The 21878-nt window shown below is 53.9% G+C and carries 19 protein-coding genes and 2 pseudogenes; 16 read left to right on the top strand and 5 right to left on the bottom strand.

Annotation, left to right across the window (positions count from 1 at the left end; all coding sequences use genetic code 11):
* Window positions 1-9 precede the first annotated feature (9 nt).
* Window positions 10-648 carry a recombinase family protein gene (locus CDH48_RS18450; protein WP_100690169.1) on the top strand — a complete coding sequence of 213 codons (639 nt, stop codon included), beginning with the start codon at window positions 10-12 and terminating at the stop codon, window positions 646-648.
* Here the strand turns inward: CDH48_RS18450 and merE are convergent.
* Both merE and merD read right to left on the bottom strand, forming a co-directional pair.
* Window positions 639-872: a broad-spectrum mercury transporter MerE gene (merE, locus tag CDH48_RS18445; protein WP_100690168.1), complete on the bottom strand. Its 234-nt coding sequence runs from the start codon at window positions 870-872 to the stop codon at window positions 639-641. The genes CDH48_RS18450 and merE overlap by 10 nt on opposite strands.
* Window positions 865-1164 (bottom strand): mercuric resistance transcriptional repressor MerD, encoded by a 300-nt coding sequence (gene merD, locus CDH48_RS18440; RefSeq protein WP_227521177.1) that lies wholly within the window; start codon window positions 1162-1164, stop codon window positions 865-867. The genes merE and merD overlap by 8 nt, the downstream gene beginning before the upstream one ends.
* Window positions 1165-1248: 84 nt before the next feature.
* On the opposite strand from merD, the gene CDH48_RS18435 reads away from it, so the two are divergent.
* The 7 genes and pseudogenes from CDH48_RS18435 to CDH48_RS18405 all read left to right on the top strand — a co-directional run bounded on the left by CDH48_RS18435 (window position 1249) and on the right by CDH48_RS18405 (window position 9231).
* On the top strand, window positions 1249-4521 hold the full coding sequence (locus tag CDH48_RS18435) for a class I SAM-dependent DNA methyltransferase (protein ID WP_227521178.1): 3273 nt from the start codon (window positions 1249-1251) through the stop codon (window positions 4519-4521).
* Between the two features lie 142 nt (window positions 4522-4663).
* A pseudogene (locus CDH48_RS19510) lies at window positions 4664-4798 on the top strand (3-hydroxyacyl-CoA dehydrogenase); the annotation flags it as partial.
* Window positions 4799-5167: 369 nt separating this feature from the next.
* Entirely contained in the window at window positions 5168-6337 is a 1170-nt protein-coding gene (locus CDH48_RS18425; RefSeq protein ID WP_100690167.1) for an acyl-CoA dehydrogenase family protein, read from the top strand.
* 26 nt (window positions 6338-6363) lie between these two features.
* Window positions 6364-7146, top strand: coding sequence for an SDR family NAD(P)-dependent oxidoreductase (locus CDH48_RS18420; RefSeq protein ID WP_100690166.1), 783 nt, complete (start codon window positions 6364-6366; stop codon window positions 7144-7146).
* An 18-nt stretch (window positions 7147-7164) separates the two neighbouring features.
* Window positions 7165-8181, top strand: a complete 1017-nt coding sequence (locus tag CDH48_RS18415) for a phosphotransferase family protein (RefSeq protein WP_100690165.1) — start codon at window positions 7165-7167, stop codon at window positions 8179-8181.
* Window positions 8181-8546: a DUF6285 domain-containing protein gene (locus tag CDH48_RS18410; RefSeq protein ID WP_100690164.1), complete on the top strand. Its 366-nt coding sequence runs from the start codon at window positions 8181-8183 to the stop codon at window positions 8544-8546. The genes CDH48_RS18415 and CDH48_RS18410 overlap by 1 nt, the downstream gene beginning before the upstream one ends.
* Window positions 8547-8562: 16 nt before the next feature.
* Complete coding sequence (locus CDH48_RS18405) at window positions 8563-9231, top strand: histidine phosphatase family protein (RefSeq protein WP_198515535.1); 669 nt, start codon at window positions 8563-8565, stop codon at window positions 9229-9231.
* Window positions 9232-9249: 18 nt separating this feature from the next.
* Here the strand turns inward: CDH48_RS18405 and CDH48_RS18400 are convergent, their stop codons facing one another.
* The gene (locus CDH48_RS18400) at window positions 9250-9933 is read right to left on the bottom strand and encodes a GntR family transcriptional regulator (protein ID WP_100690162.1); all 684 of its coding nucleotides are present in this window, start codon (window positions 9931-9933) and stop codon (window positions 9250-9252) included.
* Window positions 9934-10030: 97 nt separating this feature from the next.
* A complete protein-coding gene (locus CDH48_RS18395; RefSeq protein WP_100690161.1) occupies window positions 10031-11752 on the bottom strand; it encodes a thiamine pyrophosphate-binding protein in 1722 nt (573 codons plus the stop codon).
* Window positions 11753-11949: 197 nt separating this feature from the next.
* Here CDH48_RS18395 and CDH48_RS18390 point away from each other — a divergent pair, with 197 nt between their 5' ends.
* The 8 genes and pseudogenes from CDH48_RS18390 (at window position 11950) to CDH48_RS18355 (ending at window position 20614) form a co-directional block, all read left to right on the top strand.
* The gene (locus tag CDH48_RS18390; protein ID WP_100690160.1) at window positions 11950-13509 is read left to right on the top strand and encodes a class I adenylate-forming enzyme family protein; all 1560 of its coding nucleotides are present in this window, start codon (window positions 11950-11952) and stop codon (window positions 13507-13509) included.
* Window positions 13510-13604: 95 nt separating this feature from the next.
* Window positions 13605-14573, top strand: a complete 969-nt coding sequence (locus CDH48_RS18385; protein WP_100690159.1) for an AEC family transporter — start codon at window positions 13605-13607, stop codon at window positions 14571-14573.
* 315 nt (window positions 14574-14888) lie between these two features.
* Window positions 14889-16200: pseudogene (locus CDH48_RS18380) on the top strand (IS256 family transposase).
* Window positions 16201-16613: 413 nt separating this feature from the next.
* On the top strand, window positions 16614-17627 hold the full coding sequence (locus CDH48_RS18375; protein WP_198515534.1) for a TRAP transporter substrate-binding protein: 1014 nt from the start codon (window positions 16614-16616) through the stop codon (window positions 17625-17627).
* Window positions 17628-17644: 17 nt separating this feature from the next.
* Window positions 17645-18181 (top strand): TRAP transporter small permease, encoded by a 537-nt coding sequence (locus CDH48_RS18370; protein WP_100690158.1) that lies wholly within the window; start codon window positions 17645-17647, stop codon window positions 18179-18181.
* Window positions 18178-19467 carry a TRAP transporter large permease gene (locus CDH48_RS18365; protein ID WP_100690157.1) on the top strand — a complete coding sequence of 430 codons (1290 nt, stop codon included), beginning with the start codon at window positions 18178-18180 and terminating at the stop codon, window positions 19465-19467. Before CDH48_RS18370 ends, CDH48_RS18365 begins: the two co-directional genes overlap by 4 nt.
* A gap of 407 nt (window positions 19468-19874) precedes the next feature.
* Complete coding sequence (locus CDH48_RS19765) at window positions 19875-20114, top strand: HNH endonuclease family protein (protein WP_379923846.1); 240 nt, start codon at window positions 19875-19877, stop codon at window positions 20112-20114.
* Window positions 20115-20176: 62 nt separating this feature from the next.
* Window positions 20177-20614, top strand: a complete 438-nt coding sequence (locus tag CDH48_RS18355) for a hypothetical protein (RefSeq protein WP_100690156.1) — start codon at window positions 20177-20179, stop codon at window positions 20612-20614.
* A 129-nt stretch (window positions 20615-20743) separates the two neighbouring features.
* Here CDH48_RS18355 and CDH48_RS18350 read toward each other — a convergent pair whose 3' ends face one another.
* Entirely contained in the window at window positions 20744-21691 is a 948-nt protein-coding gene (locus tag CDH48_RS18350; protein ID WP_100690155.1) for an IS5 family transposase, read from the bottom strand.
* Window positions 21692-21878: the final 187 nt, after the last annotated feature.

The following is a 21878-nucleotide window of genomic DNA, read 5'->3' as shown; positions in this document are numbered from 1 at the left end:
GGACAACATATGCTCATTGGCTACATGCGGGTGTCGAAAGCAGATGGTTCTCAAGCCACCCACCTCCAGCGCGATGCGCTGATCGAGGCGGGGGTCGATCCATCGCACATCTATGAAGACCAGGCCTCCGGCAAGCGTGAGGACCGCCCCGGACTGGCGAACTGCCTCAAGGCACTTCGGCCGGAAGACACGTTGGTGGTATGGAAACTGGATCGACTCGGTCGGGACCTTCACCACCTGATCAATACCGTGCATGAGCTCACCGGACGCAGCATTGGCCTGAAGGTCTTGACCGGGCATGGGGCTGCCATCGACACGACGACCCCAGCGGGTAAGCTGGTGTTCGGGATCTTTGCGGCCTTGTCAGAATTCGAGCGTGAACTGATTTCCGAACGGACGCAAGCGGGGCTGGCCTCCGCCCGCGCACGCGGCAGGAAGGGCGGTCGGCCGTTCAAGATGACAGCTGCCAAGCTGCGCCTGGCAATGGCGGCGATGGGAAAACCTGAAACCAAGGTGAGTGATCTCTGCCAGGAACTCGGCATCACGCGGCAAACCTTGTACCGGCACATTTCCCCCAAGGGCGAGTTGCGTCCCGATGGCGAGAAACTGCTCGCGACAATTGCGCAGCAGAGGCCACGTCAATTTTGAGACAACCATGAGCGATGCTGGAATACCCGCACCTTACGACTCAGGGCCAACAGGAACAGAATGGACAGGATGAATGCTGTGATCTCCCAGTGCTCGGCGAGGATCGCACCGGTTGTCGTGCCGGCGAGAACGGCAATGAGCAGTGGAATATGGCACGGACAGGCCACCACGGCTATTGCACCCCAGGCGTAGGCACGCCAGCCTGGTGCGTGATCGCTATCCATAATAGCTCTCCGTCCTGGCATCCATCATTCCGGCGATCTGCTGGTCAAGGGACTCCAGCCGTTGGCGACGAGCCTCAAGTTCCATGCGCAAGCGGGACAGGCACTCGTTGGCATCGCCATCCGTATTCAAGGCATGACACAGCCGTGCGAGTTCATCGAGGCCGATACCAGCCTCAAACAGCGCCCGTACAAGAAGCAATCGCGTCAACGCCTGCTCGTCATACAGGCTATGGCCGACTGGCGTGCGCCTTGCTGGATGCAGCAAGCCGCGCACCACATAATCGCGCACGATGTGGACACTGACACGTTGGCATGAACATGGACATCCTGGGTAGTGCTGCCGACTCCTGACACCCTGTGCAGTCGCCTTCTGAAAATGACAAATACCGATAACCGGTACATCGACCTGTACCGTCGGGATTGCTTTGTCCTGGAAGGAAAACAGACCGGTAAAGTACTGGCCTCTAAAAGCCAACAAAATGCGATACACGCGGCTGTAGCCCAGGCTGAGCGCTATATTCGCGGATTGCCCCAGGAAGAAGTCGAGCATGGTCGGCCGCCTTTCATCGTGATCGTGGACGTTGGTAACGCCATATATACCTATTCAGAGTTCACCCGAACGGGCGGCAATTATGTTCCTTTTCCTGATCCGCGGCATTTCGAGATCAAGCTGGATGACCTCCATAACCCGAAGGTGCAACACCGGCTTCGCCAGCTATGGATGGACCCAGACATGCTGGATCCAAGCAAGCATGCCGCTAGAGTCACACGCGACGTCAGCACCAAACTAGCAGAGCTGGCGAAATCTCTGGAACACAGTGGCTATGACGTTGAACGAGTCGCCAGTTTTCTGAAGCGCTGCCTGTTCACTATGTTTGCTGAAGATGTGGAGCTGCTACCCAAATCATCGTTCCAGGACCTGCTTGTCGAAATCAAAGAGCGGAACCCTGAAGCATTTCCCCAGGCCCTCAAAGGCCTCTGGGAAACCATGAATGCAGGGGGTTATAGCGAACGCCTGATGCAAACCATCAAGCGCTTCAATGGCGGCCTGTTCAAAAACATCGATCCAATCCCGCTGAACATCCAGCAGATTCAGCTACTCATCGATGCTGCTAAAGCCGATTGGCGATTCGTGGAGCCAGCCATCTTCGGTACGTTGTTGGAACGTGCCCTCGATCCCCGGGAACGACACAAGCTTGGCGCCCATTACACACCGAGGGCCTACGTTGAGCGGCTGGTCATGCCAACCCTGATCGAACCACTTCGTGAACAGTGGGGCGACATCCGGGGCGCGGCGGAAACCTTGTTAAGACAAGGCAAAACGGATAAAGCCCTTCAAGAAGTCCAGGCATTCCATTACCAGCTTTGCCAGACCCGTGTACTCGACCCCGCCTGCGGTAGCGCTAACTTCCTTTACGTTGCTCTGGAACATATGAAACGACTCGAAGGAGAAGTTCTTGGCTTCATCTCAGAGCTGACCCAAGGCCAGGGCGTCCTGGAGAGTGAAGGCCTGACCGTTGATCCGCACCAATTCCTGGGCCTGGAGATCAGTCCAAGAGCCGCCCAGATTGCCGAACTGGTGCTGTGGATCGGCTATTTGCAATGGCATTACCGCTTGAACGACCGCCTGGACCTCCCTGAGCCCATCCTTCGGGACTTCAAAAACATTGAGTGCCGGGATGCCCTGATCGAATACGACAGCCGGGAACCGGAGCTGGATGACAATGGGGAGCCGGTGACCATCTGGGATGGCATCAGCATGAAGGTGAGTCCGACAACCGGTGAGTTGGTTCCCGATGAAACTGGTCGAGCCATCGTGTACCGGTACCACAACCCGCGTAGGGCGGAATGGCCAGAAGCGGATTACATCGTGGGCAACCCGCCATTTATTGGTGCTTCTACGATGCGGCGCGCCTTGGGCGATGGTTACGTCCATGCTGTGCGTCATGTGTTCAAGGGCGTGGTGCCGGACTCCACCGACTTCGTGATGTACTGGTGGCACACCGCAGCTGAAAAGGTGCGATATGGAAACGCCCAGCGCTTCGGCTTCATCACCACTAATAGCTTGCGCCAGACCTTCAATCGCCGTGTCCTTGCGCCCCACCTGAACGATGCCAAGCAGCCGCTTTCATTGGCCTTCGCAGTACCTGATCACCCCTGGGTAGACGTTAATGACGGCGCCGCCGTGCGTATTGCCATGACAGTGGGGGTGGCTGGCGACCAGGCGGGCCAAATGCGTCAGGTCGTCAAGGAGACCTCTAGTGAAAACCGTGAAGCCCGCGAGGTGCAGTTTAGCCAACATGGTGGGAAGGTGTTTTCTGATTTAACCATTGGAGCTGATGTATCGAGTGCAAAATCACTGCACGCAAATGAAGGACTTGCCATCAAAGGACTCGAACTGGGCAGCCAAGGGTTCCTTATGGACCGAGCGCGAGCAGAAAACATTTTAACCCAACAACCCGAACTAAAAAGTTACCTGAAGCCGTATATGAATGGCCGTGACCTGACAATAGGGCCGCCAACTCGATATGTTATTGATTTTAATGGTCTGAACGAGATTCAGGCGCGCAATTCCGCGCCCCTTTTGTATCAGTGGCTGCTTGATGCAGTAAAGCCTGAGAGGCAAGTGAATCGAGAAAGCCGGACTTCCTCAAAATGGTGGCTATTCCGGCGATCCGGCTCTGAGTTGAGGAGTGCTGTAGCCGGAGTCGATCAGTTTATTGCGACAACCCGTACGTCTAAACACAGGATATTTCAGTTTCAACCTAGCTCCGTGGTTGCAGAAAGCAAAATTGTTGTTATAGCAATCGATAGCCCTTGGATGCTTGGCATCTTATCCTCTCGCCTTCATACTCTTTTCTCAGGCAGGGCAGGTGGTTGGCTGGGGGTAGGTAATGACAGCACTTACAACCATCTGGACTGTTTCGGCAAATTCCCATTCCCTATATTGACAAGCGCCGGCAGCGAAGAAATCGCCAAACTGGCAGCTGATATAGATCGACACCGCAAGCGACAACAGATTGAACACCCTTCTTTAACCCTCACCAACATTTACAACGTGTTGGAGAAACTTAGGGCCGGCGAAGAGCTCACCGACAAAGAAAAGACCATCCATCAACAAGGTCTGGTGTCCGTACTCCGCGAACTCCACGACGACCTAGATCGCTTTGTTTTCGAAGCCTACGGCTGGTCAGACCTGACCGACAAACTGTTAGGGCGTCCGGGTGCAACAACCCCTCTTCCCGATAAGCCGGCTGACCAGGCGGAAGCTGAGGAAGAACTGTTGATGCGTTTGGTCGAACTCAACCTGCAGCGGGCCGAGGAAGAATCACGGGGCATCGTTCGTTGGCTGCGCCAGGAGTACCAGGCACCCGATGCCGTGCAAACTGAAGTGGACACCGCGCCGAAAGCCGCCGCTATGAAATCAGAAGCTGTCACCAGCAAAGGCAAAGCTACCTTTCCGAAATCCATCCCTGATCAGCTTCGGGTGCTCCGGGAGGCACTGGCCGAAAGGTCTCACACGACGGAAAGCCTGGCCGAACTATTCAAACGGAAACCCAGAAAGTCTGTAGAAGAGGGCCTGCAGTCACTTGCAGCTGTGGGTGTTGCCGAATACGAACCCGGAACTCAAACCTGGCATACGGTATGACAAGTTCAAAACCACACCAATGGGCTAAGGAGATACATTGGAACTGAAGTGGACCCCGGTTCTCTGGCGGCCTATGAGCCGGGGAAACAACCAGATCATAGCTTAGGGACACCCTCAGGTTGTCCAACTGATTAGGCCCCCCTCAACCCTCCCTTTTCCTAAACGACTAGGAAATCCCAAAGAGTTCGGTGAGCTAGTTAAGCACATTGTTATGAATCCTATCATTAACGGGGAAGTTATCAGGCTGGATTCGGCACTTCGGATGGCCCCAAGATGACTTTTTCGTAGTCGGGATGGATTGGTGTTCTGTTTGATACTGTAATGTGTTTTTGAGCAGAGAGCCGTAACGTAACTGAGGGAAATTCTTCCTACCATATAAGTTGCCATCGAGTACTCGTTTTCGGGTACTCAGAACAAGAAGATTGAGATGAGTTCGGGGCAGTTATTTATGCCTAATTTTACTGCGCAGTTCGCCAAGTCACGACACGCTCAATAGATTGGGCTTTGGGGTTCGAATTCTGTCCAGGCCGATCTCTCAAAAGCCGAATCTGCCAAGTTAAAGAAACGGAATTTGCACATCTACATTCTTCTTGTTACATTCTGAATACAGAGTTCAACAAATAAAGTGGTGATAGGAGTTTAACAGATGGATTTTGCCCTTTCCCGGGAGTTAAGTACGCTTCAAAAAAAAGCCCGCGCCTTCATCCAGGCAGAAATTATTCCCCTCGAGAATGATGTCGGTCAGACTCCGCATGGGCCATCGGAAGAGCTCCGAAGCCGGCTCGTAGCGAAGGCGCGTGACGCGGGACTGCTGACACCGCATGCGTCGAAAGAAATGGGTGGCCTGGGGTTGTGCCATGTTGAAAAAGCCATTGTTTTCGAAGAGGCGGGTTATTCGACCCTGGGTCCGACTGCCCTGAACATTCATGCGCCTGATGAAGGCAACATACACCTGATGGAAGAGGTGGCCTCTGAAGAGCAAAAGGAACGTTGGCTCAGGCCTCTCGTGGAGGGTCACACGCGTTCCTGTTTTGCTATGACCGAGCCATCGCCCGGAGCCGGCGCAGATCCTTCCATGCTGCAGACTACTGCGGTGCGTGATGGGGATGATTACGTTATTAATGGCACGAAATGGTTTATCACAGGTGCCAACGGCGCATCCTTTGTGATCATCATGGCGAAAATGGAAGATGGCTCAGCCACAATGTTCTTGTCGGATATGGATCGTCCGGAAATTGAAGTGGTCCGGACCATGGATGCTCTGGATACGTGTTTTACGGGCGGACATGGTGTACTCCGCTTCAATAACCTCAGAGTGCCGGCTACCGACGTCCTTGGCGAGATTGGAAAAGGGTTTCGCTATGCACAAGTGCGATTGGCGCCTGCAAGGCTTACCCACTGTATGCGTTGGCTTGGTCAGGCAAGGCGTGCGCATGACATTGCCCTGGCTTACGCCCGGAAGCGTGAGGCCTTTGGTCAGAAGCTTGGTGACCACCAAGGAGTGAGCTTTATGCTCGCAGACAACGAAATGGATTTGCAAACCGCCCGCCTGCACATCTGGCATACCGCCTGGCTGCTTGATCAGGGTGAGCGGGGTAATTTCGAATCCAGCCGCGCCAAGGTCGTCTGTTCCGAAGCCGAATGGCGTGTGGTTGACCGCAGCGTCCAGATTTTGGGCGGACAGGGTGTTACCGGTGAAACCATCGTGGCCCGGATCTTTGCAGACATGCGCTCATTCCGCATCTACGACGGCCCAAGCGAGGTCCACCGGTTTAGCCTGGGTAAAAAGCTTGTTGCCGGCAGAACCCCGAAATAAAACACCTGCAGATGAAAAGGTGAGCTATGAATAACAAGAATCCTCAAAATCTCTTCTCCCTCAATGGTAAGGTCGCCCTGGTAACCGGTGCCTCAAGTGGTCTGGGTAAGCACTTTGCCAAGGTCCTCGCTGCCGCGGGCGCCAAAGTCATCGTTGCCGCCCGTCGGGAAGAAAAACTCAAGGCGTTGGTCTATGAAATCGCTCAGGACGGAGGCCAGGCCTACGCAGTGACCATGGATGTGACGGAGCCGGCCTCGATCAAGGCGGCTTTCGATAGCAGCGAACAGCTGGCCGCCGTGCCGGATATCATCATCAACTGTGCCGGTCAGACGATTACCAAAAAACTTCTGGAGCAGACAGAAGAAGACTGGAATCAGGTAATTGATCCAAACCTGAAAGGTTGTTTCCTGGTATCCGGTGAAGCCGGCCGTCGACTGGTCAAGGCGGAGAAGGGCGGCTCAATCGTCAATATCGCCTCAATATTGGGAGAACGTGTGGGTGGAGGCATTGCGCCCTACACCATATCCAAGGCTGGCGTACTGCAGGCTACCAAGGCCATGGCGCTGGAACTGGCACGCCACGATATTCGGGTGAATGCCCTGATGCCGGGGTATGTGATGACGGATCTCAACCGTGACTTCCTGGAAAGCGAAGCCGGCGAAAAGCTGAGAAAGCGCATCCCGAGTCGCAAGTTCTGCGAGCTTGAAGACCTTGATGGTCCTCTGTTGCTGCTTTGCTCCCCAGCTGGTCAGGCTATTTCCGGCGCAACACTGGCTGTCGATCGTGGTCATCTGGTGAGCGGCTTATAACGGCGCCGGGGAGGATTGATGAAAGAATTTCCAAAAGAAAATGTCGCTCAATTTGTAAAAGAGGTTACTGGCGCCCAAAAGGTTGAGTTGTCGAATATTTGTCTTTTATCCGGCGGAGCCATCCAAGAGAACTGGCTGGTGGATTTCGATATTGAAGGTGGTGACTACACCGGGATGTTGGAGTGCGTGGTTCGCCGGGATTCTTCCGCTAGTGGCGTTGCTATCAGCCATGGCAGAAAGGAGGAGTTCGCGCTATTGAAGCGGGTCTTCGAGGCAGGCGTAACAGTGCCCGAACCACTGTGGTTATCGGTCGATGATTCCGGTACCGAAGCGCCGTTCTTCGTAATGCGTCGAGTTAACGGCACGGCCTCGGCGCACACAATTGTCAAGGATATGTCTTATGTCCCTGACCGGGTCCGGCTAGCCGAGGATCTCGGTCGGGAGCTTGCAAGAATCCATTCGGTTACGCCACCGGACAAGGCCCTGGATTTCCTGCCCGATCCTCCCGCTCAGCCTGCGCTGTCACAGGTTGCCAAGCTTCGCGGTTTTCTCGATGAACATCACACGCCCTATCCGGTCCTCGAATGGGGGCTGCGTTGGCTTGAGCGCAATGCGCCGATAACACCGAAGGTAACTTTATGCCATGGCGATTACCGCACTGGCAATTATATGGTGGATAAAGAGAGGGTTACCGGTATCCTCGACTGGGAGTTTACCGGCTGGAGTGATCCTTTGGAGGACATTGGCTGGTTCTGTGCCAAATGCTGGCGTTTCAGTCGCCCCGATCTTGAAGCTGGCGGTATAGGTAACCGAGAGGATTTCTATCGCGGTTATGAACAGAAGTCCGGTAGCGCTATCGATCGATCTCAGGTTTTTTACTGGGAAGTCATGGCCCATCTGAATTGGGCCGTCATTGCCATTCAGCAGGGCGAGCGACACTGTTCGGGCCGGGAGAAATCCTTGCTTCTGGCACTGACCTCACACATTGTTCCTGAGCTTGAGTGGAACATTCTCAAAATGACGGAGAAAAGCTGATGCGTGAGCAACCGGTTGGAGATGAGCTTCTGTCCTGTGCGAGGGATTTCCTGAAAACGGATATCCTACCCGACCTTGAAGGCGACAAGAAACATGGCTTGTTAATGGTGATGAATGCCATGGCGATAGCCACTCGGCAGCTGCGCAATGGCGAGAACGCCGAACAGCAGGAGCTTGAGGATATCCGGGTCTTGGTCAATGCGCCTGAGTGCGAGCTGGTTGAGGCAAACCGTTTATTGGCAGTGCGGCTAAGAGATGGCGCCGGAGACCCGGGAAAGCCGGACCGTGATGCTTTATTGAAGCATCTCTGGACCGTCACCAAACAGAGACTGGCCGAAAGTAACCCCAAAGCACTTGGCGAGTGAGCCGATGAGTTCTCTGTTGCTTGTACGGCACGGTCAGGCTTCCTTCGGGGGCAACCGATACGATGAACTTTCCGAGAGAGGAAAGAGACAGGCCAGCGCCACCGGTATCTGGATGCGCGAGCGCGGAACAAGGTTTGATCGGATACTGTCCGGTCCCCGGCGCAGACAAACTGAAACGGCGGAACTGATTCTCGATGCCAGAGGCTCTGAATCGCTTCCCGGGACGGATGTGCTGTCTAGCCTGGACGAGTTCGGAGAAGGTGAGGAAATACTGGGGGTTGCTGAGGCAAATTCGGGACTATCGCTGATGGGTGATACCCATGTGGCCAGAGAGGAGGTTTTCCGTCTATATTCCGAGGCTTATCTTGCCTGGTTTCGTGGTGAGGGGGAGCTTGCTGGACGAGCGGCTTTTTCAGAGTTCCGCAAGAATGTTCTTGATTGGTTCTGGTCTCACACCGGGCAGCGTGGGGCTTCGGGCCAGAAAACCCTGGCTGTCACTTCGGCAGGCGTGATCAGCGTTATTGTCTGTGAGGTTCTGGGTTTTTCGGATGAGCGGTGGCCGGATTTCATCGGCGTTCTGGAAAACGCGTCTGTGACTGAAGTTTTATACAGCGGTGGGAGAGTGGGCCTACGCTATTTCAATAGCACGGGCCACCTCTCGCCGGAATTGTTGTCGGGCATGTAAACCCGCTTTGGGCCTCTGTTAGGAGGCGTGCACTTCGCTTTCCAATTGATTCAATCTTAATCGTTCAATCATGTAATTGGCCGCGCGCGAGATATGCGTGCGAGCAAGCTCCTCGGCCTTAATAGCGTCCCCTGCCGCAATGGCCAGCAAAATTTCCTCGTGTTGCTGCCAGATGTCGCGTGGTTCTTCATCACTCTGGAGAACCTCACCCATAACGCGCTGTGCTGTAGTCCAGTGCGTATCCATTGTAGCTGGAATAAGGGGGTTATCCGACAATTCATAAATCATGTTATGGAATGCCATGTCTTGAGCGATCATTTCCTCATAGGCACCCCGATTGACGGCGTCCTTCCCTTTGGCAATGATGTTTTGTCCTCTTCTCAATGCCTTTTCTGGATGTCTAAAAGCGGCTTCCCGGCAGGCCAACCCCTCGATAACGGCTCGAATATCATACATGTTCCGGACGTAAACCAGATCAAGTGGCACAACTTCCATCCCCCGTCCTGGGGCGTCGCGGAGAATGCCCTGGCTTCTGAGAATGTGTAGGGCCTGCTGAACTGGCTGACGGGACACTCCCAGAGTTTTCGCTATCTGTTCCTGAACCACCCTTGATCCGGGGCCCAGTCTGCCGCTGGTTATTTCGGCCAGAATGGCTTCTTCCACCTGTTTGGCGAGATTAGGCTGAGACGCAATTGGTTTCATCGAATTCCCTTCCACAGAGCCACAGAATACTGAATGCTATCATTTTAAGGTATTAATTCATATAAACCCAATTTTACGGTGTTTGGCCGACGGGGCGTTAATCACCCCGCCATTTGGTTTCTGCATCGTTCCAGACAGTGAGAGGTTGCAAGTCCGGAACCCAGGCAAGACCAGATTTCGCGTCCGATGAGACTGCTTCTGGAGTTACCAGAACGTCCAGCAACGCGGGCCGGTTAGCCAGTGCCCGCTCGATGGCGGCGGGAAGATCTTCCGGTTTTTCTACTCGTTCGGCGTGCATGCCAAAACTTCTGGCCATGGCTGAATAGTCGGAGAACTGAAGGTGTGTCCCGGTGACTTTTCCATGGGTCATCTTCTGATCGGTTACCTCAATGGCCCAGGAGCCGTTGTTGGCAACAACAATCAGAACCGGCGCGTTATGGCGGACGGCCGTGTCAATCTCCATGGCGTTGAATCCGAACGAACCATCGCCGGTAGCCACCACAACAGTCTGATCCGGCCGATTAAGGCTCGCAGATATTCCAAAAGGCGTGCCGATTCCGATACAGCCGAGGGATCCCGGGTCGAGGTAGGTTGTTGCTGGCAGGCCGACCCGGGCGAAGCTGAGAAAATCGCCGCCGTCAGCAACGATCACCGAATCCTTCGGAATGGCCTTGCGTAGGGCCGCCAGAAGCCGGTTGGGATGCATGAGCCCGTCACTCCCGGGCTCGGCCTCTTGCATTGTCCGGTACAGTTTTTCGCAGCGCTCAATGTGTTTGTTGCGGAGTTCGCGGGACCAGGCCATGTCAGTTGCGGGCTCACGATCGCCAGCTTCATCGAGAATGGCCTGAAGCGCCATCCCCGGATCGCACAGCAATTCAACATCACCGCGACGGTTGTCTCGAATTTCCGATGCAGAATCTGAGAGGCGCAGTAATTTGGTGTTTCCGAAGACGGCGGGTGACCCATAAGCAAGTTGAAAGTCCAGCTTTCTTCCGATGGTAATCAGCAAATCTGACTGTCCCATCACCGACCCTCTCATGGCTGCGACCACGGAGGGGTGGTCCTCGGGAATCAGGCCTTTGCTTTCGCCTGTATCAAGGTATGCCGCACCGAGCCTGGACAACAGTTCAGACAGAGGCTTGCCAGCGCCCATAGCACCCCGGCCGGTTATTACCAGGGGTCGCTTTGCAGACCACAAGAGGTTCACCGCCTTGCGAACATCGGAAGGCTCCGGGAGCGTTCGGGGGAGTCCCTTGGGTGCAAAGTGTTCGTCCAGTAACAGAGCTGAGGGGATCTCGCCGCGTTGCGTATCAACGGGGAAGTCGATGTAGACAGGTCCGGGCTCGCCGCCATGACCCAGCGCACAGGAAGCAGCTTCATCAAGCTCCTGTAGAACCAACTCTGGCTGTCGTACGGTACGTGCGTAGCGGGTGATCGGTCGTACCAGCTCGGTATGGCGCATGTCCTGAAGAGCCCCGCGGTTTTCCTGGGACCGCGGCGGTACACCGGAAATAACCATAACAGGGATACGGGATGTGTGCGCATTGGCAATGCCAGTCATTGCATTGGTCATTCCCGGCCCGGCAGTCACCATGGCGACACCAAAACCACCAGACAGCTGAGCTTCGGCATGGGCCATGTAGACCGCTGCCCTCTCGTCTCTGACGTCGATAATCTGAATGCCAGCCTTATCGAGTTGCATCCACATCGGCATGATGTGGCCGCCGCATAGAGCGTATACCCGTTTTACACCTCTGGCTTTGAGGAAGCGAGCGATAACAGCCGCCGAAGAGTTCTCGGAAAGCGTCTGAATGGCCATGTCATCTCCTGGGGATCGAAAGACCCGGTGTTGTTGTTTTGGGCAGGACTGAAACCGGAGGAAGAGCCAGTGGGCGAAACCTGTGGTTGCAAACCTGAGCGATTGGTTTAAAATTCTACCGTATTCGGAATTCAGAAGTCTATAGAATCTTCTCTACGCCGAGTTTGCACCCAAGAACAATGCTAAGGAGACTGGCTATGAGCCACTTATTAACTATTTCCGACGCGGTCGCGACACATGCGCGGGTGAATCCACATCGCTTGGGCGCCCGTGATTCAAAGCGTGAACTCAACTACGCGCAATGGGACAGCCGGGCAAGCTCTTTAGCCAGTGGCTTGTTGGAACTTGGTCTGAAAAAAGGTGATCGGGTAGGCGTGTTAGCTTACAACTGTATCGAATGGATGGAGATTTATGTCGCTCTGGCCAGGGCGGGTTTGGTGACCGTGCCACTCAATTTCAGGCTGCGCGGGGCGGAAATCAGCTACATCCTTGAGCACTGTGAAGCCAGCGCGTTGATAGCCGGGGAAGAGTTTACCGAGCTTGTCGACTCGATCAGAAACGACGTTTCTCTGGAGGGCAGCAATTACATTTCTCTTGGCAGCTCGGCACCCGAGGGGTGGGCGCCATATGAGTCCCTTGCCGGCAGCGTTTCGGACAGAAAGGCTCAATTTGGAAAAGTTGCTCCTGAGGACACGTTCGCATTGCTTTATACCTCGGGAACAACGGGAAAGCCGAAAGGAGCAATCCGCAACCACGAAGGCAATTCCTTGATTGCGATGGCGACTGCCGTGGAAATGGAATTCACGGCCGATGACACAGGCCTGCTGGTTATGCCGATGTGTCATGCGAATTCAATCTACTTTGCCCTCACTTTTATATACCTGGGTGCGCCCTGCATCATCGACGACAGTCCCAGTTTTGATCCCGAATCACTTCTCAAAAAACTGTCCGAAGAGAAAGTTACCTTTACGTCGCTGGTCCCCACCCACTACATCATGTTGCTTTCTCTTCCCGTAGAAGTGAAAAGCCGCTACAACATGGATAGTGTCGGTAAATTGATGATTTCCTCAGCACCCGCCCGAAAAGATACCAAGCTGGCAATCATGGATTATTTCCGCAATGGCAAGCTTTATGAGCTCTACGGTTCAACCGAAGCTGGCTGGGTCACCCTTTTGCGCCCAGAAGAGCAGATCACGAAGTTGGGGTCTGTTGGGCGAGAGTGGGCATTTAGCGGGCCAATCAAGTTGCTGGATGCCAATGGCGAGGAGGTAGCAGATGGTCAGGTGGGAGAGTTGTTTTCCCGAACAGCCTATGCGTTCGCGGGCTATTGGCGTAACAACGAAAAAACGCTTGAGGCATTTAATGGGGAATGGTGTTCTGTTGGGGATATGGCGCGCAGGGATGAAGATGGTTACATTTGGCTGGTTGATCGCAAGAGCAACATGATAATCTCCGGTGGCGAGAATGTTTACCCCTCTGAAGTTGAGGGTGTGGTTGGTGGACATCCGAGTATCAAGGATGTTGCGGTAATCGGTGTTGCTGACGAAAAGTGGGGCGAGGCGGTCCAGGCCGTAGCTGTTTTACATCAGGGCGAAACGATTACCGAGAAAGAACTTCGCGACTGGGTCAAGGAGCGTATTGCCGGTTACAAGTGTCCACGTTCGATCGTTTTTATCGATGACAAGGACATGCCACGTACAGCAACGGGAAAAATTCTCCACCGGGTCTTGCGGGAGCAAGTGGTTAAGTCGTCCTGATCATCTACGGAATGTGTTTCTGACCGGCGCTCAATTGTTCCCTTGATCGAACCGAACCTTATTAAGCAGTTGGCGCCCGCAGGGCACATCTATCTATGCAACAGATATTTCTGGTTACCTTTCCGTTTTTTGCTCTGGTACTGTGTGGCTATCTTGCTGCGCGCTTTAAGGTGCTGCAACTGGATGCCATACCAGGCCTGAACGGCTTTGTTCTGTACTTTGCTTTACCCTGCATGCTCTATCGGTTCGGGGCTAGCACGCCGATTGATAAGCTTCTGGATCCGGGGCTGTTCATCACTTACCTTATCTGTGCTCTCATTATGCTGGGAGTAACCATCGCAGTGACCCTCCGTGGGCGAATTGGCTGGAAAGATGCGTCTTTCGGTGCGCTCGTGGCGGCTTTCCCAAACTCCGGCTTCATGGGCATGCCTCTGTTGATTGCTCTCATTGGTCCGGCAGTGGCCGGACCGCTGCTGATTTCCATCTCCATCGACATGGTTATCACCTCATCAATTTGTATTGCCCTGGCGAGCAGGTCAGCAGGGGAGTCCCAGGGAGTGGTGAAGTCGATAACTAGCGCTCTCAAGAGAGTTGCCGTAAATCCGCTCCCCTGGGCCATTTTGCTGGGAGGAGCTGCGTCTGCCACTAATTTCAATCTGCCTGGCCCCTTGCGGGATACCGTAGATATGCTTGCTGATGCCGGTTCGCCAACTGCCCTTTTTACCATAGGCGCAGTGCTGGCGCGCTCGCAGATGACTGTTCTCGGAGGATCAATGCCGACGGCAAGGCGATTTGACATACCCGTAATCGTGACATTGAAGCTACTCATTCATCCACTACTTGTTCTTGGCATTGGATATATCGCAATCGCTCTGGGGGCGGATATTGGCGTTGTCCCCCTGGGGCTGTTGGCGCTTGTTGCAGCTCTGCCTAGTGCAAGCAACGTCCCAATGCTGTCCGAACGTTTTAATGCGGATACCGGACGCGTCGCAAAAATTGTCCTGTTATCTACTGCTTTGTCATTTCTCACTTTTTCCTCTGCAGTCGTTTGGCTGTCGCCCTAGTCAATTTCACCTGAAATCTTCTGGGTCATTCGGTCAAGCATGAAGCTTTCTATATAAAGCATTCTGAGTCTTTTCTTCGTCTGTGGGCGCTGGCAACAAGTTTTCGCTATGGATGGTGTTCGCAAACTTGACAGCCGACATGAGCTCCTTGCCTAGTTGGAGAGCTTGGGGGTGGAGATTTCCGGACAGCTTTAGGGAAGGAAGACATCTTGAGGAGTTATGGTGATTTCTGGTGTATGGAAGCAGGCTGAAGGGGTGGCGTATCCTGTTGGTTGATCTCCGCCAAGATCACAACCAACAGAGGAACGATACGCCATGTCCAAGTCTAACCTGCATGCTCTTTCACAGCCAGAAGTAGCCACCAATGACCCGTTGCACGACCTGATCCGACAGGGTGCCCGTGACCTGATTGCACGGGCTGTCGAGTCGGAGCTTCAGGGCTTGCTGGATCAGTATGCCGATGTATCGACACCCGATGGCCGCCAGGCGGTAGTCCGCAACGGTCATCTACCAAAGCGCACCATTCAGACAGGCGTTGGGGATGTCGATGTCCAGGTACCCAAGGTCAGGGACCGCAGTGGTTCTGGCATTCGCTTCAACAGTCAGCTGCTGCCACCATACCTGAAGCGGGCTCAGAGTCTGGATGAACTCATCCCCTGGCTCTACCTGCGCGGTGTCTCCTCTGGCGATTTCCAGGAGGCCCTGAGTGCCCTGGTCGGCGAGCAGGCCAACGGGTTGTCGGCGAACACGGTCTCCCGGCTCAAGGCGAAGTGGCTGGATGAGCACAAGGACTGGCAGCGGCGAGACCTGAGCCAGAAGCGTTACGTCTACTGGTGGGCAGACGGCGTGTACAGCAACGTCCGTCTGGATGACCGGCTCTGTGTCTGGCGTCAACTATCTTGTCCGACCGGTCATCCTAATTGTCGCCGAACAGCTCTGCCTGCTGGTGATCATCGGCGTGACCGAGCACGGCCACAAGGAGCTCGTTGCCGCCGAGGACGGCCACCGGGAGTCTGAAGCCAGTTGGCGAGAATTGCTCACAGACTTACGGGAAAGGGGCCTGGAGCCTTCGCCCAAGCTGGCTGTTGGCGACGGCGCACTGGGCTTCTGGAAGGCCCTGAGCAAGGTGTTTCCGGACACCCGGCACCAGCGATGCTGGGTGCACAAGACCGCTAATGTGCTGGACAAGCTGCCTAAATCGGTACAACCGAAGGTCAAGTCGGCACTGCACGAGATCTACCTGGCCGAGACCCGTGACGGCGCTCACAAGGCCTTTGACAGTACCTTGCGGCGGTTCCGGGACAAGTACCCCAAGGCCATGGACAACCTGGAAAAGGACCGCAACGAACTGCTGGCCTTCTACGATTTTCCGGCGATTCACTGGATCCACTTGCGGACGACCAATCCGATTGAATCCACTTTCGCTACCGTACGACTGAGAACCAAGCGAAGCCGATCCTGTGGCAACCGCGACACCACGTTATCGATGGTGTTCAAACTGCTCCAGTCCGCCCAGAAACGCTGGAAGCGGATCAAAGGGTTCGACCAACTCAGACTGGTCGTGAACAACGTCCAGTTTCGGGATGGAGAACGGGTGGATGATCAATCTGACAGAGACGCTGCCTGATGGTCATACACCAGATTTGACAATAACTCCATCTTGAGTTCATGTAGCTATGCCAATCTGCTAAGGATACATCTGAGGAATTTACCAGTTGGCAGTTGAGGTAACTTCGTCCCTAGAAATACGCCAAGTTCCGATTTTACCAGCTCAGGTTATACCGGGCTCTCAAGCCGGATGCCGATGGTGTCAGTGTCCAGCGGAGAACTAGTTAATTGGGCAAGTGCCTTCGATATCACTGAAAGAAGTTGAACTTCTGAATACAAAAAATTTGAAACATATTGAACTCTGAATTCAGTTGGGCTAGTTTGACTACTACACGTCATGAATCGGGAGTTGAGATCCGTTATTGAGGTGTACTTTAAAACAAAAATGAAAGTCGGCCCGTCGAGGGCCGATTGTCGAATTTAGGAGTTCTTATGAGCCTTTCAACAATGTCTTTACGTTTCTTTTTGTTCCCCCTTATCTTCGTTTTTATGGCTTCCGGTATGGCTTCAGCTTCCGAAATGCGACTGCGGCTGGCCCATGTATTTCCGCAGAACACCACTGTCGGCGAAGCTGCTGACGAATTTGCCAAATTGATCAATGAGCGAACTGACGGACGGATTTCCGTTGCGGTTTTTCCAGCAGGGCAACTCGGTGGCGATGAGGCCATCGGCCGGGATCTCAAGCGAGGCAGTCTGGATCTGGCCTTCGTGAATCCCAACTCATTGGTGGGGCTGGACCCGCTGTTCGATTTCCACATTCTTCCCTACATCGCAACCGATTATGAAACCGTGGACCGGATCTTCTACTCTCCAGACGGTGTTATTCAGAAGACCCTGAACGACACTCTGGAGCGAAACGGCATGAAAGCGATCGGCTATTTCGAGAACGATTTTCGGACCATCTCCAACTCTGAAAGAGAAATCACCGAAGTAAGTGACCTGGATGGTCTGAAGTTGAGGGTTGTTCCTTCTCAGTCTTTGAAGATGTTTTTTGAGCAGGCTGGCGTGAACGTCGTGATTCTTCCGTTCCCGGAGCTGTTTACAGCCCTTCAGCAGGGCACGGTCGATGGCCAGGAAAATGGCGTGATTCTGACTCATCTGGCGCAGTTCTTCGAAACCCAGCCGTACGTCACCATCACAAACCATTCCTACGTGATGTCTACGATCACAGCGAGCCAGAAACTCATGGGACGCTTGTCGGAAAAGGATCGTGCATTGTTCATCGAAACCGCTATGGAAGTGGGGCAGCGTCAGGTTGAAGCAAACCGGGCGATGACCGAGACCGCCATTGCCGAAATGGAAGAAGCCGGCGTGAAAGTAACAGAACTTTCGCCCCAGGCAATGGCGGAATTTCAGAAACTCGGTATGCAGATCTGGGAAAAGCTCACTCCAGTCTACGGCGAGGAGAGAATTGCTGAACTTCGAAAGGAAGTTGAAGGCAACTGACTCAGGAGTGCGGGGCCATGGGTATGACACAAGTGATCAATACCAACAGAAGAACCGGGCTTGCAGGCTGGATTCTTCAGGTGGAAGACCGGTTATTCTGGATGGAAAAATGGACCTGCACCCTGGCTCTGGCAACCATGGTAGTGACTGTTTTCCTGACCATCCTGGTCAGGAACCTGAATCTGCCATGGCCGAACTTCGGGGAGTGGGCTCTGGTCTCTGTCATTCCCCTGACCTTTGTTGGCGCCGCGATGTGCACCTACCTCGGGAGTCATATCTCTGTTGATGCACTCCGGCTGATCGGATTGCGGGGCGTCAGTACGTTGAGCCGGGTAGTCACCGCAGTAGCGAATATGGTCTTTTCAGGCATTTTCGTCTATAGCGGCTGGTTTGTGTTCAGTGAAGCTGTCGAATCGGGTGAGCAGATGCTGGAGCTAGGAACGCCTCTGGCAATTCCGCTTGCCTTTATTCCCGTTGGCATGGCGCTGATGCTGTTCCACAGCCTGATAGATCTTCTGGCGGTCTTTGTTAACTCTCTGGAGCGGGAAAAATGACATTTGTTCCGGTTCTTTTACTCCTGCTGGTATTTGGATTGCCCATTGGCGTGGCCTTTGCGCTGATCGTTGTCATGAATGCCGACGCCTGGTACATGAGCATTGAATACATGGCGTCTGCGCCTTTCGACACACTACAGGCCTATCCTCTTCTTGCGATTCCTCTGTTCCTGCTGGCCGGCGAAGTTATGTCCAGGGGAGGTATGGTCCGGGAGCTTATCGAGTTCAGCGAGCTCTTTGTCAAAAGGCTTCGCGCACCGATGGGGCATATCATGATCGCCGCCAGTGCCATGATGGGCGCAATGACAGGATCGTCCGTGGCTACGGTGGCGGCCATGGGAACGGCGATCGGGCCGGAGATGAAGCGGCGCGGTTATGCCCCAGGCTATATCGGAGCCCTGAATGCGTCGACGGGCCTGGCCGGCGTGCTGCTACCGCCATCAATTCCCCTGATTCTCTATGGTTCGGTGGTTGGGGTCTCGGTGACCCAGCTCTTTATGGCCACGCTGGTACCGGCCTTTCTTTTCATTTTGGCCTTGATGCTCACACACACGCTGCGGGCCCGATATGTTTTGCCTGTCGGTGGCGAGAAGACCGAAACAACCGCCAGTTCTGACGTATCATCCACGGCAGGACGTATGGCCGGACTAATGAAGAGTGCGGGCCCTGCTCTGTTATTGCCGGCTCTGGTATTGGGAGGTATCTACTCCGGCTTCTTCACGCCGACCGAGGCGGCTGCGGTGGCTGCCGTTTATGCCATCTTTTTGACGGTTGCCAGAAAGGTACTGGATCTTGGTTCGCTAAACACGGTGTTTTTCAAGGCGGGAATCAGCGCAGCGGCCATCATGTTCGTGATTGGCCTGACAAGCCTGTTCAACAAGGCAATGATTCTTGAGCAGGTACCTCAGGCCATCGCGGCTCTGGCAACCGGTTTTACCGACGACCCTCTGGTATTCCTGCTTGCCGTGAATCTCGCGTTGCTGCTCGTGGGTATGTTCTTGGAGACCAGCGCGGCTGTCCTTTTAATGGGTCCACTGCTGGCGCCAGCGGCGGCGTCTTTCGGGATCGATCCGGTTCATTTCGGCATCATTGTGGTGATTAACATCGAGATCGGCCTTCTGACACCTCCGCTAGCAACGAACCTTTACGTTGCAGCGATGACTAATCGAATCTCATTCCTGTCGATGCTGAGTGATGTGAAATGGTTTTTGCTGGCAGCGTTGGTGGTGCTGTTAGCTATTACCTACCTTCCCGACCTGTCACTTTGGTATCGGCTATTGTCCTGACGGTAATGACCTATACCGGTCAGGACATAGGTAACGGGTCATTAATGAACACACGGTTTTTGGACTTCCCTGCTGCGGAAGTAAGTCCGGTACCTCGCGATACCTTGGTGCCGAAGTTGAGAGTGCTCTGGAGATAGCGGAGAGAATTGAGATTTGGTTGCTGTAAGGCGGTTCTTCAACTCGGCTTTCTGGAAATCGAAGCCGTTCTCGGACGCAGTAGATGTTTATATCGAGCTCTCACAGACTCATCGACTTCGCTAATCTCTAAACAAATTCAGGCATGACGAGTCCTGCTGCATTGCGCCTTCTACTCCAATTCCGTAGGCGCGCATTTTGTAAGCGTTATTGCCCAATCCGTATGTTCGCTTTGTGACCAAAGCTTGTTCCTTGAGGGCACAAAACATGTTGTGCCGCTGGCCTGGGTTTGGGATCGCGGAGCCAGAGAGTGGCTTGGCCAGAAGCGCCGGTCCATCGCCAATGACCCGGTTAATCTTTTGTCGGTCGAGGCGAGCCTGAGCAAGGGAGCCAAATGTCCCGACGAATGGCTGCCCCCACCATTGGGCGAGTGCGGCTATGTAGCTCGCTTCGTTCGGGTGGTAAAGTCATACTATCTGCAGCCCACTGCCCCGGAGTTGGCCTGCTTGTGATTGCGGAGAGTGTGCCATGAAAACCAAACGCCCAACCGAAAAAGAACTCCTGGACGGCCTAGATGAGGTGGACCCCATCAGTTGGACAGCCTGAAGGTGCAGTTCATTTTCACAACACCCGTCTTGTAGAAAGTTATACCCCGAAAATTGAGGCAGCTCTGGATATAAACAACTTCGAGCGTGCCTACCAGATTGCCAAGGATTTGGAGGCCGCCATTATGGGTGATGGCTTCAATATATTCAGCTATCACTACGACAAAGCATTGAAAAAATACCCAACCTGGAGAGAAGGTCAGGAGTATCTTCAAAACTACGTTGAGATTACCGAATTCACGACGCGGAGAATCGATACCTACCGTCGAGATAATGCTCCGGCCATTAGGATTTCCGCCAGAAACACCGGTCCTCGCACTATCAACGAATTAACAGTGACTGTCTATTTAAAAGATTCCGAAGGGAAACGTATCCATGAGGAGGAAATTTTTCTAGGGAAGGTCTGAATAACCGCCGATTTTCGCCAGTATCGATCTGAGCCGGCAAAAATTCGAAAATTCAGACACTATTCTCCAGTTATTTGTGTGTTATTTGCCCGTTTCCAGCCATTTTGGCGGAAAACAGGCGCACTGGCCCTACGCCAGCAGGTATTTTTCGCCCATCAACAGGTTGCTGAACGCCGCCAGCAAATGCAGCCGGTTGTTGTTCTTGGCGAGGCCGCGATAGCGGACTTTGCCGTAACCAAAGACTTGTTTGATGTACCGGAAGGGATGCTCCACTTTGGCACGAACACTGGCTTTGATTTCCTCGGCTTTCAGTTTGTCGGCATCCAGCTTCTTCCGGGTGCCGGGGCGCCTGGCGATGAACCAGGACACATTCTTACGGTGCTTATGTTCGTCCCGCTTTTGAATGCCAAGGTAACCGGCGTCACCAAAGACTCGTTGCTCTTCACCATGCAGCAGTTTACCGGTGGGCACGATGTCGTGAACGTTGGCAGCGGTGGTATCGATACTGTGAATCAGGCCCAGCGTGTCGTCGACGCCGATGTGCATCTTCATTCCGAAGTGCCACTCATTGCCTTTCTTGGTTTGATGCATTTCCGGATCACGCTGGCCTGTCTTGTTCTTGGTGGAACTCGGTGCAGAAATGATGGTGGCATCGACAATGCTGCCTTCACGCAGCATCAGGCCGTTTTTCTCCAGATGCTTGTTCACCTCTTTGAACAACACCTTGCCAAGGCCTTGGCGCTCCAGGAAATGCCGGAAGTTGAGAATGGTGGTCTCGTCTGGCAGACGGTCCGCAAGTCTCAGACCGGCAAAGCGCCGCATGGATTCGATCTCGTACAGAGCATCTTCCATGGCCGGATCGCTCAGGTTATAGAACAGCTGCATGCAGTGGACTCGCAGCATGGCAGACAGCGGATACGGCGGCCGGCCGTTCTGGCCCTTCGGATAATGGCGGGCTATCTTCTTCTCCAACTGCTTCCAGGGAATCAGCTTGTCCATGCGTTCCAGAAAGATCTCGCGGCGGGTCTTGCGTTTCTTGTTCTGGTACTCGGCTTCGGAGAAGGTCATCTGATCCATGGTGGCACCGAATCCTATGCGGTTGATGATGGCCGTATTATCGCTGATTTTGGGGACTTATTCAGAGTCTCCCTAGTGTGCCTTAACAAAAGTTCGTCTTATTATTCAGCTTATCGGAAAGACGAGCGATTGATGCAATGATTTGATCCGCTGTTTTGCGCCAGATAAAAGGTTTGGGATCGTCGTT

The organism is Marinobacter aromaticivorans, from assembly GCF_002806975.1.
Classification (GTDB): Bacteria; Pseudomonadota; Gammaproteobacteria; order Pseudomonadales; family Oleiphilaceae; genus Marinobacter; species Marinobacter aromaticivorans.
This window is presented reverse-complemented; position numbering and strand designations above follow the sequence as displayed.